The following is a 14,286-nucleotide window of genomic DNA, read 5'->3' as shown; positions in this document are numbered from 1 at the left end:
TTATTTTGCGGCAAAGAAAATTTTTCGGCAAGACTCGTGCAAAAAAAGACGTGGATTATCCACGCCTTTAGTCTTCTATATAGCTTACTTAAAGTTTTCTCGGAAGTTTTTCGCCTTCTTCATGGTCATCACGTTTGTTTTTGCCTTCCATTCGATCGATCGTACCTTCCATATACGTGTCTGATACCTGTTCATGGGACTCAGCCATCCCTCTAGAAAGTTGATCGTTACTGTAATAATCGGAATACTGATAAGTCTTATCTGCAACCGTTTTTGCTTTTTCATTTACTTTCTTTCTCACTTTGCATACTCCCTTCCGTTACGGTGCTTTCAAGGCATCGATAATTTTTGTAAGATCAGTCACCAACTCTGAAACTTCCTGCTCCTTCAAAAGAATCGGGATTTGATCATTGATAGTAATCATGCATGTGTCGTCCTGGCTGCTTAAATAATGATTAAGCTCTGTCAGCTTTTTTTCCGATAAAATAGAGGCTGTTTCCAGGTTTTTGACCTGTGTAAGATAGAACGACTCCTGCATCCGATCGAGATCTCCACTGAAAATCATACCAGAGAAATTTTGCACCTTTGTATCTCCTCATAACGTGTCATGAATATCAATAGCATGCGTTACGAACCAGCTAATAATTCGTAATGATATTAGTATTAATATGTGCCATATCGGCTTTTTTTAAACACAAATAGACCCCGGATTTTACCTCCGGGGTCCAATAATCTTTATTTTTAAGGTTTTATCACAATATGACGATGTGGTTCCAAGCCATCTGAATAGGTGGAAACATCACCTTTTTTCTGTAGTTCACTATGGATGATTTTACGCTCAAATGCCGGCATTGGTTCAAGCGCTACTTTTTTATTCATCCGTTTCGCTTTATCGGCCATTTTATGTGCCAATGACTCAAGCGTCTCTTTTCTTCTTGCACGATAGCCTTCTGCATCTAAAGTGACAGTGTAATAATCTTCACTATCCTTATTAATAGCCAAATGAACCAAGTATTGTAAGGCATTCAGGGTTTGTCCACGTTTCCCTATGATAATAGCAATATTTTCGCCATCCATTTCATAGGTAACGTGCTTTCCCTCCACAGTAGTAGTGAGTTCAACGGAAAGGTTCATGTTACTGGTGACTTCTTTGATGAATTTTTCCGTTTCTTTGACCGGATCTTTCTTCATTGTGACCTTGACGATGGCGCGTTTCGAGCCAAATATGCCGAAGACGCCTCTTTTTCCTTCGTCAATCACATCAATTTCCACTTGGTCCTTCGTGGTGTTTAACTGCTCTAGTGCTGATTGAACCGCTTCTTCAACTGTCTGTCCGCTAGCAGTTATTTCTCTCACTATGGTCTCCTCCATTACTTGTTCGTCATCATTGGTTTATTAATGAGAAGTACTTGAACTACCATAAAGATGTTACCAGTTACCCAATATAATGCCAGTGCAGCAGGGAAGAATATCGCAAACACACCTATCATAATCGGCATAACATAAAGCATAACCTGCATCTGGATTGCCATTTGCGGATTACTTTTCATCGATGTATTCGTTGACATCATAAGCTTTTGCTGCATATACGTAAATACACCAGTCAATAACGGTAAAATGAAGTATGGATCCGGTGATCCAAGCTCAAACCATAAAAAACTGTACGAATTAATTTCATCTGTACGCATGATCGCATGGTACATCGCAATCAATATTGGCATCTGTATAAATATCGGCAAACAACCTGCAAGTGGGTTTACACCATTTTTCTGGAATAATTCCATTGTCTCCTGCTGAAGTTTTTGCTGTGTATTTGCATCTTTAGAGCTGTACTTTTTTTGTATTTCCTGAAGCTTCGGTTGGATTTCCTGCATTGCTTTGGAACTTTTAAGTTGTTTAATATTCAACGGCATTAACAGCAGACGGATTAATATTGTAACAATAATTATGGAAAGACCGTAACTGTTATTAAAGAATTCAGCTATATTTATAATTACCCATGATAATGGATAAACAAATATTGTATTCCAGATTCCTTCACTTTCCGCAGTAATCGGCTGATCAACTTCCATACAACCGGAAAGGATTGCTAGTAAACCAACGAAGGTCATAAGCAATAGATACTTTTTACGCAATTTATTTCCTCCTTAACATAACCTGCAACTACTCTATTTGCTATTTTATCCTAATTGTATATAAGATTCTATCTTAAACTGCCATTTTCTTTATTTCTTGAATAATTTTTCTTTATACAGCAAGTGAGTCAAACTTTTTTTGACTTCATCATAGCTCATTTCCCTAGTAGGGTTTCTGGCTATAATGACAATATCATAAGGATGCCGGATACGCTCTTCCAGTTCCTGAAAAGCCTGGCGCAAGTACCGCTTAATTCTGTTTCTCGTCACAGCGTTACCAATTTTTTTCCCTACGGACAGGCCTACGCGAAAATGCTTCTGATCGTTTTTCTTCAAATAATAGATAACAAGCTGTCGGTTGGCAAAAGATTTCCCATGTTTAAATGCAGACTGAAATTCTTCATTCTTTTTTATACGATATTGTTTCTTCATCTTTATCACCTTTATTACTGCTCTGACACCTGCAAGCCTGTAAATTTATTTATGTAAAAAAGCAGCTCGGATCACTGCTTTTCTGTTATATTCATTCTCTGCTAAAAAGCAGAAAAAAACCACTGATATTTCAGTGGCCTATGCAGATAATACTTTTCTTCCTTTACGACGACGGCGTGCCAAAACGTTGCGTCCGTTTTTAGTACTCATACGCGCGCGAAAGCCATGCACTTTTTTGCGTTTACGGTTATTTGGTTGATAAGTTCTTTTCATGTATCTTGCACCTCCCTAAGGGAACCCTTTTTCGATATCTAAATTTAAAGTAATAACTAATCCAGTAGACAGTCCTTGATATTATACGAAAAATTACTGCCATCTGTCAACCTCGTCTTTTAATTTACCTTATCCACAGAGTAAGTTAATAACATTTCCCTCCATTTTTGCTATCCACAATCATTAATTACATGTTAATCACAAAATATGGTAGTGTGGATAGATTAAATACACAAGCGGTGGGAAGTGTGGATAACCTTGCAAAAACCATTGCTTAATTAGTGTTTATTTGATATTATATTTATGTTTTCACCTGTGGAAATCAAAAACACCCTTTATACTTATTCACAATCTGTGGATAAGGTGTGGATACTTGTTCACATTCCCCCTAATAACTTTTTCAACAGGAGTGTGAATAACGTTTATAAGCCCTTATAATCCTTTTTTCGATTACTTTCGACTATCCACATCGCTTTTTAGCAAATAAGCATTATTTTTTTATTTTTCCCTATTATTTAGGAATATATATAGGAGTATATGCCTTTCCATCTTTAGAGATTGAGAGAGGCTTTTTCTGTCATGAGCACAAAACACTTTTTGAAAGGAGTGAAATCGATTTTGGAAAACATCGAGGAACTATGGGTTGCTACATTAGAGAAAATCGAAGAAAGAATCAGCAAACCCAGCTTTGATACTTGGTTAAAAAATACGAAGGCAGAAGCCCTTGAGAAAAATACATTGATTATTTCTGCTCCAAATGAATTTGCCAGAGACTGGCTCGAAAATCAGTATACTGAACTAATTTCGGAGATCCTTGATGAAGTAACTGGTACAAAGTTAAATACCAAATTCATTATTCCTGATTCCACTATAGAAGTAGAAGATCTGAAACCGATGCCTAAGCCAAAGCCAAATATGGACGGGACCGACTCACCAAAATCAATGTTAAATTCGAAATATACTTTTGACACATTCGTAATAGGTGCAGGAAATCGATTTGCCCATGCTGCTTCCTTGGCTGTAGCCGAAGCACCTGCCAAGGCATACAACCCGCTGTTTATCTATGGTGGTGTCGGGCTTGGAAAAACGCATTTAATGCATGCAATCGGGCATTATGTACGTGAACATAATCCAAATGCAAAAGTGGTTTATATAACTTCCGAAAAATTCACGAATGAATTCATTAATGCCATTATGGAAAATAAATCAAATAATTTCAGGAATAAATACCGAAATATAGATGTCCTATTAATAGATGATATTCAATTTATTGCTGGAAAAGAATCAACCCAGGAAGAATTTTTTCATACGTTTAATGCACTGCATGAGGAAAGCAAGCAAATTATCATCTCTAGTGACCGTCCGCCAAAGGAAATCCCAACATTGGAGGATCGTCTGCGATCGCGTTTCGAATGGGGTTTGATCACTGATATTACCCCTCCGGATCTGGAAACAAGAATTGCTATTTTAAATAAAAAGGCAAAAGCAGAAGGGCTCGATATTCCCAATGAGGTTATGCTTTATATAGCAAACCAGATTAATACCAATATCAGAGAGCTCGAAGGTGCCCTGATCCGTGTAGTTGCTTACTCCTCACTTGTTAACCGGGACATTGATGCATCCCTCGCAGCAGATGCACTTAAAGACATTATACCCAGCAGTAAGCCTAAGGTAATCACCATTCAGGGAATACAGGAAATAGTTGGTGAAAGATACAATATACGACTTGAGGATTTTACTGCAAAGAAACGGACAAAATCAATTGCATTCCCACGGCAGATTGCCATGTATCTATCCCGGGAGCTGACCGATTTCTCCTTGCCTAAAATAGGTGAAGAATTCGGTGGACGAGATCATACAACAGTCATACATGCACATGAGAAAATTTCCAGGCTGCTGGAGAAGGACTCCAATTTAAATCACGATATTGAGGATATTAAGGAAAAGTTAAAGTCAATTTGATGGCTTTTTCCAGTTATTATCAAATCTTCTTTGATTCGTTGGCATATTTATAAAACTCTCCACATGTGAATACTGTTTATAACTGTTCAAGCATATGAACAGGTTATGCACATGTGGAAAACGATATAAAACAAGCTGAAATATACACTTATCCACATAGTCACAGGCCCTATTACTATTACTACTGTTTTTTTATAAAAAAATATAAATAAAAGAACTTCCACTAGGAGGATATTTTCATGAAATTTATTATTCAACGTGACCGATTAATTGCAGGAGTACAAGATGTAATGAAAGCAATATCGTCCAGAACCGTAATCCCGATTCTTACAGGAATGAAAATTGAAGCAAAACAACATGGAGTCACTTTAACAGGAAGCGATTCTGATATTTCCATCGAATCATACATACCAGCGGAAGAAGATGGAGTCGTACATGTAGAGCAAATAGAAGAAGGTACAATTATTTTACAGGCAAAATATTTCCCTGACATTGTCCGGAAATTACCTGAAAAAACAGTTGAAATTGAAGTGGATTCCAATCTGAAAGTAACGATAAAATCCGGCAAAGCTGAATTCAACCTGAATGGACAGGATGCTGAAGAATATCCGCATCTTCCAAAACTCCAAACGGATAATAGTTTTGAAATGCCGATTGATTTATTTAAAAGCATGATCAAACAAACGGTATTTGCCGTTTCCACAATGGAAACACGACCAATCCTTACAGGGGTTAATTTAAAATTGGCTGATAATGTCTTATCTTTTACTGCTACAGACAGTCACCGTTTGGCAAGAAGGGAAATACCTGTTACAGACGCAAACATAGAATTCCAGCAAGTAGTTGTTCCTGGAAAAAGTTTAAATGAACTTTATAAAATATTGGATGATTCCGAGGAAACGGTAGAAATCAGTGTCACGAACAATCAAATCTTATTTCGGACGAAACATCTGAATTTCCTTTCCCGTTTGCTTGACGGAAATTACCCTGAAACATCTCGTCTGATACCTGAGCAAAGTAAAACAAAAATCCAGGTCAAAACAAAAGAGCTTCTGAGTACGATTGATCGTGCCTCTCTTTTGGCAAAAGAGGAACGTAATAATGTTGTAAGATTGTCCACACAAGGTAATTCGGTAATCGAGATTTCCAGTAATTCCCCTGAAGTGGGAAATGTAGTGGAGGAAATTATCGTTGAGGCGATTGAAGGGGAAGATTTAAAAATTTCCTTCAGCTCCAAATATATGATTGATGCTCTTAAAGCAATTGAATTTGACGAAGTAACAATCGAATTCACTGGAGCGATGCGACCATTTATTATTCAGCCGCTTAATGAAGATTCCATTTTACAATTGATTCTTCCTGTAAGAACATACTAATTTTGAAATTTAACATGAGAAAACAAAGGCATTTGTCTAATCCTTTGGGCAAATGCCTTTGTTTCATGTATACAAGTATCTTTAAGAAGCTCTTTTTCAAGGGCTTTTTTTTGGCCAGATAGGAAAATTTAAACTTTCCTGCCTGCACTAAGGCTGTTACCGAAGGACTGATGACAACCAAGTTTTCTAACAGAAGGAATGTAAAAAATTTTGGCAGCAATTAACGTTTACATATAAACAGCCGCATTCAGCCCCGATTCCTGGAAATTCATGAACAAGCAATGAACATTCCGAACGCGAAAACCATGCGTTTTTGTTCGGAGTTGCTGAGACTTTTATTCTCAGGAGTTCAAATAAGGGGCTTTTTACGCGTTTTTGCACGATTTGAGGGTCTTACCTTCCCTTTCACCGAAAACTTTAGTAAAATAGGTATATAAGACTCTTAAAGATACGATGCTATAAAATAAAACGGAATTTGGTGATCATATTGCATGAGCAAATTGAGATAAATACAGAGTATATTACTCTGGGACAATTTATAAAATTGCTGAACATATTGGAGTCCGGCGGAATGGTTAAGGCATTTCTGGCGGATGTAGGGGTATTGGTAAACGGAGAATTGGAACATAGACGGGGCCGAAAGCTTTATCCGAAAGATGTGGTTGAAGTAGAAGGTGCGGGTTCGTATATTGTAATTAAAAAGGATTAGGTTGCATGCACATAGAACAGCTCCAATTAAAAAATTACCGTAATTATGACAAATTGGATATTTCCTTTGATGATAAGGTCAATGTAATCATTGGTGAAAATGCGCAAGGAAAAACAAACCTGATGGAGGCCATTTATGTATTGGCCTTTACAAAGTCACATCGCACACCAAGAGAAAAAGAGCTTATCCAATGGGAAAAGGAATATGCTAAAATAGAAGGTAGAATAACAAAACGAAACCAATCGATTCCACTGGAGATCATCGTTTCTTCAAAAGGCAAGAAAGCCAAACTAAACAGACTTGAGCAAAGGCGACTAAGCGATTATATCGGTTCGATTAATGTTGTCATGTTTGCCCCTGAGGATCTAACTCTCGTTAAAGGACCACCCCAAATAAGAAGAAGATTTATTGACATGGAGCTCGGTCAAATTCAGCCACGGTATATCTATCACTTAGGTCAGTACCAAAAAATACTTAAACAGCGTAATCATTTATTAAAGCAAATGCAGCGAAAAGATAAGCCGGACCTCACCATGCTGGATGTACTTACCGAGCAATTGACAGAACATGCAGCAACTTTACTGGAAAGACGGTTTGTCTTTTTGAAATTGCTGCGCAAATGGGCAAAACCAATCCATCACGGTATCAGCAGAGAGCTGGAAGAGCTTGATATTCGCTATATTCCAACAATTGAAGTATCAGAAGAGGAAAATAAGGAAAAAATAGGAAATATATATAGGGAAAAATTCCAGATAATCAAAGAGAAAGAAATAGAACGCGGAACTACATTGTTAGGTCCACACAGAGATGACCTTCTATTCCTTGTAAATGGTAAGGATGTGCAAACCTTCGGCTCACAGGGACAGCAACGCACAACAGCACTATCGGTTAAAATGGCAGAAATCGAACTGATATACCAGGAAGTGGGAGAATATCCTATATTGCTTTTGGATGATGTTTTAAGTGAGCTTGATGATTTCAGACAATCCCATTTATTAAACACCATCCAGGGGCGCGTTCAGACATTCGTTTCCACTACAAGTGTCGATGGAATTAATCATGAAACATTAAAACAAGCAGAATTGTTTCGGATAACAGGTGGAAAAGTTGACAGGTAACCCCTGGCTAGGAGTGGACATAATGTTTATTCATATAGGAAATGGAAATGTGATTAATTCGGAAGATATTATCGCAATAATCGATTACAACTTAATATCCTCTTCCACCATCATTGACGAAATGATGACAGCATCGAAGCGGAAGAAAAAGGTTGCCGGTCCAAAAAAAGGAGCCAAAGCTGTTATGATCACTAAAGAAATGATTTATTTCAGCACATTATCGGTTTCCACGTTAAAGAAGAGATCGAGCATGGTTTCAACAATCAATAAATTGGATGATTATTCTGAGGAAATTCCTCTGTAACAATAGATCGAGTGGATGCTGCAACAAAAGAAATATAGTAATAAATTACCAACCTTCCTCCCGATGGAAGCTAAGCGTATTTCAAGAGAAATGAGTGTGAGAAAATGTCAATGGAAGACAAAGTAACAGAAAATCAAGCATATGATGCCGACCAGATACAAGTACTTGAAGGACTGGAAGCAGTACGCAAAAGACCTGGGATGTACATTGGCTCAACAAGTGAAAGAGGACTGCATCATCTTGTCTGGGAAATTGTTGACAACAGCATAGATGAGGCGCTTGCAGGATATTGTGATCATATTCAAGTGATTATCGAAAAAGATAACAGTATTACTGTAAAGGATAATGGACGTGGGATACCGGTCGACATTCAAAAGAAAACAGGTCGACCAGCACTGGAAGTAATCATGACAGTTCTCCATGCTGGAGGTAAATTCGGCGGCGGCGGATATAAAGTTTCAGGCGGTCTGCATGGTGTTGGTGCTTCTGTAGTTAACGCATTATCTAGCAGCCTGGAGGTACATGTCCATCGTGACAATAAAATTCATTATCTAAGATTTGAAAAAGGTGTTCCGCAGGGAGAAATAGAGGTTGTTGGTGAAACAGACAGTACAGGTACGGTAACCCACTTCATACCAGATCCGGAAATTTTCACCGAAACAACGACCTATAACTTTGATACATTGGAACAACGCCTTCGTGAACTGGCTTTCCTGAATAAAGGACTGACCATCACGATTGAAGATAAACGTGAAGATAAAGAGCCAATCACGTACTTCTATGAAGGTGGCATCAGTTCTTACGTGGAGTATATTAACAAAAATAAAGAAGTATTACACGAACCATTCTATGCGGAAGGTGAAGAACAAGGAATTGCGGTTGAAATCTCCATTCAATACAATGATGGTTTTGCCAGCAATCTGCTTTCCTTCGCCAATAACATTCATACGTATGAAGGTGGTTCACATGAGGTTGGATTTAGAACAGGTCTGACACGTGTGATCAATGATTATGCACGTAAAAGCAACCTTATTAAAGACAATGAGACGAATCTTTCAGGGGATGATGTCCGGGAAGGGATGACAGCAATTGTCTCTGTTAAGCACCCAGATCCGCAATTTGAGGGACAAACAAAAACAAAGCTTGGAAATACGGAAGTTCGTACAGTAACCGATTCGCTTTTTAGTGAGTTATTTTCCAAGTTTTTATATGAAAATCCTACGGTAGCACGAACCATCGTTGATAAGGGGCTCATGGCTTCGCGGGCAAGACTGGCAGCTAAAAAGGCAAGGGAGCTCACCCGAAGAAAGAGTGCTTTGGAAATTTCAAGTTTACCAGGAAAATTGGCTGATTGCTCATCTAAAGATGCTTCCATCAGTGAACTGTATATTGTTGAGGGTAACTCTGCAGGAGGATCTGCAAAAGCGGGACGAGACCGTCATTTTCAGGCAATTCTCCCATTACGTGGAAAGATTTTAAATGTTGAGAAGGCACGTCTTGATCGCATATTATCCAATGCAGAAATTCGTTCCATGATCACAGCACTTGGTACTGGAATTGGTGATGAATTCGATATATCAAAAGCCCGTTATCATAAAGTGGTTATTATGACAGATGCAGATGTTGATGGTGCACATATCCGTACATTACTATTGACATTTTTCTTCCGTTATATGCGTCCTTTGATTGATCATGGATACATTTATATTGCACAACCGCCATTATTCCAGGTGAAGCAAGGTAAGGCAGTACAGTATGTCTACGATGACAAAGGATTAGAAAAAGTTTTGCGGGAAATTCCAGCGACCCCAAAACCAGCTATTCAACGGTACAAAGGTCTTGGTGAAATGGATGCTGAGCAATTATGGGAAACTACAATGGATCCAGAAAATAGAACATTGTTGCAAGTAGACTTAGCTGATGCAATTGAAGCAGACCAGGTCTTTGATATGTTAATGGGTGATAAAGTAGAACCCCGAAGAAACTATATCGAAGAAAATGCAAAATACGTAAAAAACTTAGATATCTAAGAGTGAAAGAGGTAAGAGATCTTTTTGATTTGTCTTACTTCTGGAAAAGCATATGAATTGTTTTTCTATTGGGAGGTAATTAAATGGCGGAGGAACGTCAAAACGTTCAAGAAGTAAATATAAGTAATGAAATGCGTACATCTTTTCTGGATTACTCAATGAGTGTTATTGTTTCAAGGGCATTGCCTGATGTACGTGACGGCATGAAACCAGTACATCGCAGAATTCTGTATGCAATGAATGATTTAGGAATGCATTCAGATAAGGCCCATAAAAAATCAGCACGTATTGTTGGGGAAGTTATCGGTAAGTACCATCCACATGGTGATACGGCTGTTTATGAAACGATGGTTCGGATGGCACAGGATTTCAGCTATCGTAAAATGCTTGTAGATGGTCACGGTAACTTTGGATCCGTCGATGGGGATCAGGCTGCCGCGATGCGTTATACAGAAGCCAGAATGTCTAAAATTGCAATGGAAATCGTCCGGGACCTTAATAAAGACACAGTTGATTACAGGGATAACTATGATGGATCAGAACGGGAACCAGTCGTATTTCCTGCCAGGTTTCCTAACTTGCTGGTTAACGGGACTTCCGGGATTGCAGTTGGAATGGCAACCAATATACCACCGCACAATTTAGGGGAGACAATTAACGCTGTTTTAGCTATCAGTAAAGACCCGGAAATAACAATTGATGAACTGATGGAAGACCATATTCACGGGCCTGACTTTCCAACAGCTGGAATAATAATCGGCAGAAGCGGTATACGTAAAGCCTATGAAACCGGAAAAGGTTCCATTACGATGCGTGCGAAGGTGGATATTGAAGAGCATGCAAATGGAAAGTCAACCATTCTTGTTACAGAATTGCCTTACCAGGTAAACAAAGCAAGACTTGTTGAAAAAATAGCTGAGCTGGTTCGGGATAAAAAAATTGAGGGAATCACAGATTTACGTGATGAATCGTCCCGTAATGGTATGCGTATTGTCATGGAAATTCGCCGTGATGCGAACGCCAATGTCATATTAAATAACTTGTATAAATTTACCTCGCTGCAAACTACTTTTGGTGTTAATATGCTGGCACTTGTAGGTGGTGAGCCAAAGGTATTGACGATCAAGCAATGTTTAGAGCATTACTTGGACCATCAAAAGGTAGTCATCAGACGACGTACTGCCTTTGATCTCAAGAAGGCAGAAGCACGTGCACATATTTTAGAAGGCCTGCGTGTAGCCTTGGATCATTTAGATGAAGTAATCTCGTTAATTCGTAATTCGAAAACAACGGATATTGCACGCAATGGTTTGATCGAACGTTTTAATCTGTCAGAAAAGCAAGCACAAGCTATTTTGGATATGCGATTACAACGATTAACAGGCTTAGAACGTGAAAAGATTGAAAATGAATATAAAGAACTCATGCAGCTTATTGGCGAATTGAAAGCCATTCTAGCCAATGATGAAAAGGTATTGGAAATCATTCGTGAAGAGCTTACTGAAATCAAAGAACGATTTGATGACGATCGCCGGACGGAAATTGTCGCTGGCGGTGCAGGTTTCTTTGAGGATGAAGATTTGATTCCTGAAGAAAATATCGTCATTACACTTACACATCAAGGATATATAAAACGTCTTCCGGCTTCAACGTACCGTACACAAAAACGCGGAGGTCGCGGAATCCAAGGGATGGGCACAAACGAAGATGATTTCGTCGAACATCTCGTATCCACTTCGACGCATGATACCGTACTTTTCTTTACGAATAAGGGGAAAGTATATAAAGCAAAAGGATATGAGGTTCCTGAGTTTAGTCGGACAGCAAAAGGGATCCCAATCATAAATCTGCTTCAGGTGGAAAAAGGTGAGTGGGTCAATGCAGTTATATCTGTAAGTGAGTATGACGAAGAGTCATTCCTGTTCTTCACAACCAAACACGGGATTGCAAAACGTACATCACTTGATAAATTCGCAAATATCCGCAAAGGTGGGTTAATTGCAGTCGGCCTTCGCGAAGATGACGAACTTATTTCCGTCAGACTAAACGATGGAACAAAGGACATGATGATTGCAACGAAAAATGGTTATCTGATCCGGTTTGAAGAAACACAAATTCGCGCAATGGGCAGAACTGCCGCTGGTGTGAAGGGCATTTCTTTAAGAGGCGACGATATCGTTGTTTCCATGGAAATTATTGAGCCAGAGTCCAAAATTCTCCATGTTACAAATAGAGGTTTCGGTAAACAGACACATGAAGCGGAGTATCGCCGGATCAATCGTGGAGGAAAAGGTGTATTCACCTGTAAGCTTGACGAGAAAACCGGTGACGTTGTTGCAGTTAAAGCAGTTACAGGTGATGAAGATCTCATGCTGATTACGATTGCAGGTGTGTTAATTCGCATCCAGGTATCGGAAATCTCTGTTACCGGACGTAATACAAAAGGTGTCCATCTAATCCGTCTGCAGGATGGTGAGGAAGTGGCAACCGTCGCTAAGGTAGATAAGGATGAAGAAGAGGAAATTTCAGATCAATCCGAAGTAAAAGCAGAAACGGAAGAGGTCGTTGAAAACACGGATGCAGAGCTGGACAATCCGGAAGATACTGCAACAGAAGAAGAGTAAGATATCAGATTAAGCAAGATCTTCATATCAACAAATGACGGGATAAAATCAAGTGACTCAGGATGGATAGTACCCTTCCCCTGAGTCATCTACTTCATCTTATTATATAATAATGGGGGAAATTATATGCGAGTAGAGCCATCACAATTGGTTCCAGGCTGTATACTGCTGAATGAAGTCAAGGGGAAATCCAATCGTCCGATCGTTTCAAAGGACACGATTTTGACAGAAAACCATATTACCATACTAACAAAATTTCTCGTCGAATCTGTTGAAGTATCAACAAAACTTTCGGGTGGAGAAGAATTTCAACCGAAACAGGTACATAAAAAAGAGAAAAACCAGGATGTTAAACCAGATATACAAGCCGGACTGGAAAAAATAGCTTTTAAAGATCATTACCGGAAAGCTGTTTCAGAATACAAGGAACAGTATCAAAAATGGAAAAATAGTATGCCGATCGATATTCCCACAGTGCGGAAAATTATTATTCCTTTATTGGAACAATCAGAGGCAGTGACTCCGGAAGAAATTTTTTCTCTGCATAAGTATGTCGAAAAGAATGACTATACCTATTATCATAGTGTAGCTGTTTCTGTTATCTCCGCATTTTTGGGCAGAAAAATGGGATTTTCTAAAGGAGAATGGCTGCAAATCGGTTTGGCTGGACTTTTGTGTGATTGTGGCATGGCACGGGTAACGTCAGATATTATTTTTAAAGCTGGCCCATTAACAGCAAGAGAATATGATGAAATCAAAAATCATCCAACATACTCCTATCGTATGGTAGAAAACCTTCCTACCATCACTTTAGGTGTGAAATTGGCAGTTTTGCAGCATCACGAGCGGGTTGATGGAAATGGTTATCCGCTTGGTATTAAAAACGATAAAATCCACAAATTCGCTAAAGTGATAGCTGTAGCAGATATGTATCATGCGATGACAAGCGACAGAATTTATATTGGAAAACAATCACCATTTAAAGTGATAGAGGAAATTCAGAAAGAGCAGTATCTAAAATTTGATTCCCAAGTAGTTACATGTTTTCTAGAGAGCCTTTCTAATATATCAATAGGTACCAGGGTCACCCTAACAAATAAAAAAAGCGGGGAAATAGTATTTGTTAAACCGGATAAACCTACAAGGCCTATGATTCGCCTCGAGGGAAGTGACGAAATTATTGCTCTGGAGCAGATGCCCGAACTGTATATTGAAGAAGTTTCAGGGAGCTAGCTATATGCCGGCTCCCTCACTTTTTTAAAAGAAAAGAAAGCATTCCTGTAACAAAGCAAAATGAGGATTGAATAAAAAAAGTCCCCTTGG

The 14,286-nt window shown here is 38.8% G+C and carries 14 protein-coding genes; 8 read left to right on the top strand and 6 right to left on the bottom strand.

The genetic code is table 11. From position 1 onward, the window contains the following. Positions 1-88: 88 nt before the first annotated feature. The 6 genes from A4245_RS10890 to rpmH all read right to left on the bottom strand — a co-directional run bounded on the left by A4245_RS10890 (position 89) and on the right by rpmH (position 2,840). Entirely contained in the window at positions 89-301 is a 213-nt protein-coding gene (locus A4245_RS10890; RefSeq protein ID WP_067727768.1) for a YozQ family protein, read from the bottom strand. Positions 302-319: 18 nt separating this feature from the next. After that, positions 320-583, bottom strand: coding sequence for a hypothetical protein (locus tag A4245_RS10885; protein ID WP_067727767.1), 264 nt, complete (start codon positions 581-583; stop codon positions 320-322). A gap of 158 nt (positions 584-741) precedes the next feature. Then, positions 742-1,356, bottom strand: a complete 615-nt coding sequence (jag, locus tag A4245_RS10880; RefSeq protein ID WP_067727766.1) for an RNA-binding cell elongation regulator Jag/EloR — start codon at positions 1,354-1,356, stop codon at positions 742-744. A gap of 14 nt (positions 1,357-1,370) precedes the next feature. Then, positions 1,371-2,111, bottom strand: a complete 741-nt coding sequence (gene spoIIIJ / locus A4245_RS10875; RefSeq protein ID WP_407668384.1) for a YidC family membrane integrase SpoIIIJ — start codon at positions 2,109-2,111, stop codon at positions 1,371-1,373. 114 nt (positions 2,112-2,225) lie between these two features. Continuing rightward, entirely contained in the window at positions 2,226-2,567 is a 342-nt protein-coding gene (gene rnpA / locus A4245_RS10870; RefSeq protein ID WP_067727764.1) for a ribonuclease P protein component, read from the bottom strand. A 138-nt stretch (positions 2,568-2,705) separates the two neighbouring features. After that, the gene (gene rpmH, locus A4245_RS10865) at positions 2,706-2,840 is read right to left on the bottom strand and encodes a 50S ribosomal protein L34 (protein ID WP_010648907.1); all 135 of its coding nucleotides are present in this window, start codon (positions 2,838-2,840) and stop codon (positions 2,706-2,708) included. A gap of 618 nt (positions 2,841-3,458) precedes the next feature. On the opposite strand from rpmH, the gene dnaA reads away from it, so the two are divergent. From dnaA to A4245_RS10825, 8 genes are all read left to right on the top strand, one after another. Beyond that, positions 3,459-4,802, top strand: coding sequence for a chromosomal replication initiator protein DnaA (gene dnaA, locus A4245_RS10860; protein WP_067727913.1), 1,344 nt, complete (start codon positions 3,459-3,461; stop codon positions 4,800-4,802). A 239-nt stretch (positions 4,803-5,041) separates the two neighbouring features. Continuing rightward, positions 5,042-6,178 carry a DNA polymerase III subunit beta gene (gene dnaN / locus A4245_RS10855; protein ID WP_067727763.1) on the top strand — a complete coding sequence of 379 codons (1,137 nt, stop codon included), beginning with the start codon at positions 5,042-5,044 and terminating at the stop codon, positions 6,176-6,178. A 487-nt stretch (positions 6,179-6,665) separates the two neighbouring features. Continuing rightward, positions 6,666-6,887: a S4 domain-containing protein YaaA gene (gene yaaA, locus A4245_RS10850; protein WP_067727762.1), complete on the top strand. Its 222-nt coding sequence runs from the start codon at positions 6,666-6,668 to the stop codon at positions 6,885-6,887. A 5-nt stretch (positions 6,888-6,892) separates the two neighbouring features. Continuing rightward, positions 6,893-8,005, top strand: coding sequence for a DNA replication/repair protein RecF (recF, locus tag A4245_RS10845; RefSeq protein ID WP_067727761.1), 1,113 nt, complete (start codon positions 6,893-6,895; stop codon positions 8,003-8,005). A 22-nt stretch (positions 8,006-8,027) separates the two neighbouring features. Further along, the gene (remB, locus tag A4245_RS10840) at positions 8,028-8,309 is read left to right on the top strand and encodes an extracellular matrix regulator RemB (RefSeq protein WP_067727760.1); all 282 of its coding nucleotides are present in this window, start codon (positions 8,028-8,030) and stop codon (positions 8,307-8,309) included. 104 nt (positions 8,310-8,413) lie between these two features. Continuing rightward, positions 8,414-10,339: a DNA topoisomerase (ATP-hydrolyzing) subunit B gene (gene gyrB / locus A4245_RS10835; RefSeq protein WP_067727759.1), complete on the top strand. Its 1,926-nt coding sequence runs from the start codon at positions 8,414-8,416 to the stop codon at positions 10,337-10,339. Between the two features lie 83 nt (positions 10,340-10,422). Continuing rightward, positions 10,423-12,963, top strand: coding sequence for a DNA gyrase subunit A (gene gyrA / locus A4245_RS10830; RefSeq protein WP_067727758.1), 2,541 nt, complete (start codon positions 10,423-10,425; stop codon positions 12,961-12,963). Positions 12,964-13,089: 126 nt separating this feature from the next. Then, entirely contained in the window at positions 13,090-14,196 is a 1,107-nt protein-coding gene (locus A4245_RS10825; protein WP_067727757.1) for an HD-GYP domain-containing protein, read from the top strand. Positions 14,197-14,286 lie beyond the last annotated feature (90 nt).

The organism is Oceanobacillus damuensis (assembly GCF_001618145.1).
Lineage (GTDB): Bacteria > Bacillota > Bacilli > Bacillales > Amphibacillaceae > Oceanobacillus > Oceanobacillus damuensis.
Note: the sequence above shows the minus strand (reverse complement) of the source record. Positions and strands in the feature narration are given on the sequence as shown.

Coding starts and splice junctions, on each gene's coding strand:
- spoIIIJ (WP_407668384.1), bottom strand. CDS start 2,111: ATGACCTTCGTTGGTTTACTAGCAATCCTTTCCGGTTGTATGGAAGTT.
- rpmH (WP_010648907.1), bottom strand. CDS start 2,840: ATGAAAAGAACTTATCAACCAAATAACCGTAAACGCAAAAAAGTGCAT.
- recF (WP_067727761.1), top strand. CDS start 6,893: ATGCACATAGAACAGCTCCAATTAAAAAATTACCGTAATTATGACAAA.
- dnaN (WP_067727763.1), top strand. CDS start 5,042: ATGAAATTTATTATTCAACGTGACCGATTAATTGCAGGAGTACAAGAT.
- gyrA (WP_067727758.1), top strand. CDS start 10,423: ATGGCGGAGGAACGTCAAAACGTTCAAGAAGTAAATATAAGTAATGAA.
- gyrB (WP_067727759.1), top strand. CDS start 8,414: ATGTCAATGGAAGACAAAGTAACAGAAAATCAAGCATATGATGCCGAC.
- remB (WP_067727760.1), top strand. CDS start 8,028: ATGTTTATTCATATAGGAAATGGAAATGTGATTAATTCGGAAGATATT.
- A4245_RS10825 (WP_067727757.1), top strand. CDS start 13,090: ATGCGAGTAGAGCCATCACAATTGGTTCCAGGCTGTATACTGCTGAAT.
- rnpA (WP_067727764.1), bottom strand. CDS start 2,567: ATGAAGAAACAATATCGTATAAAAAAGAATGAAGAATTTCAGTCTGCA.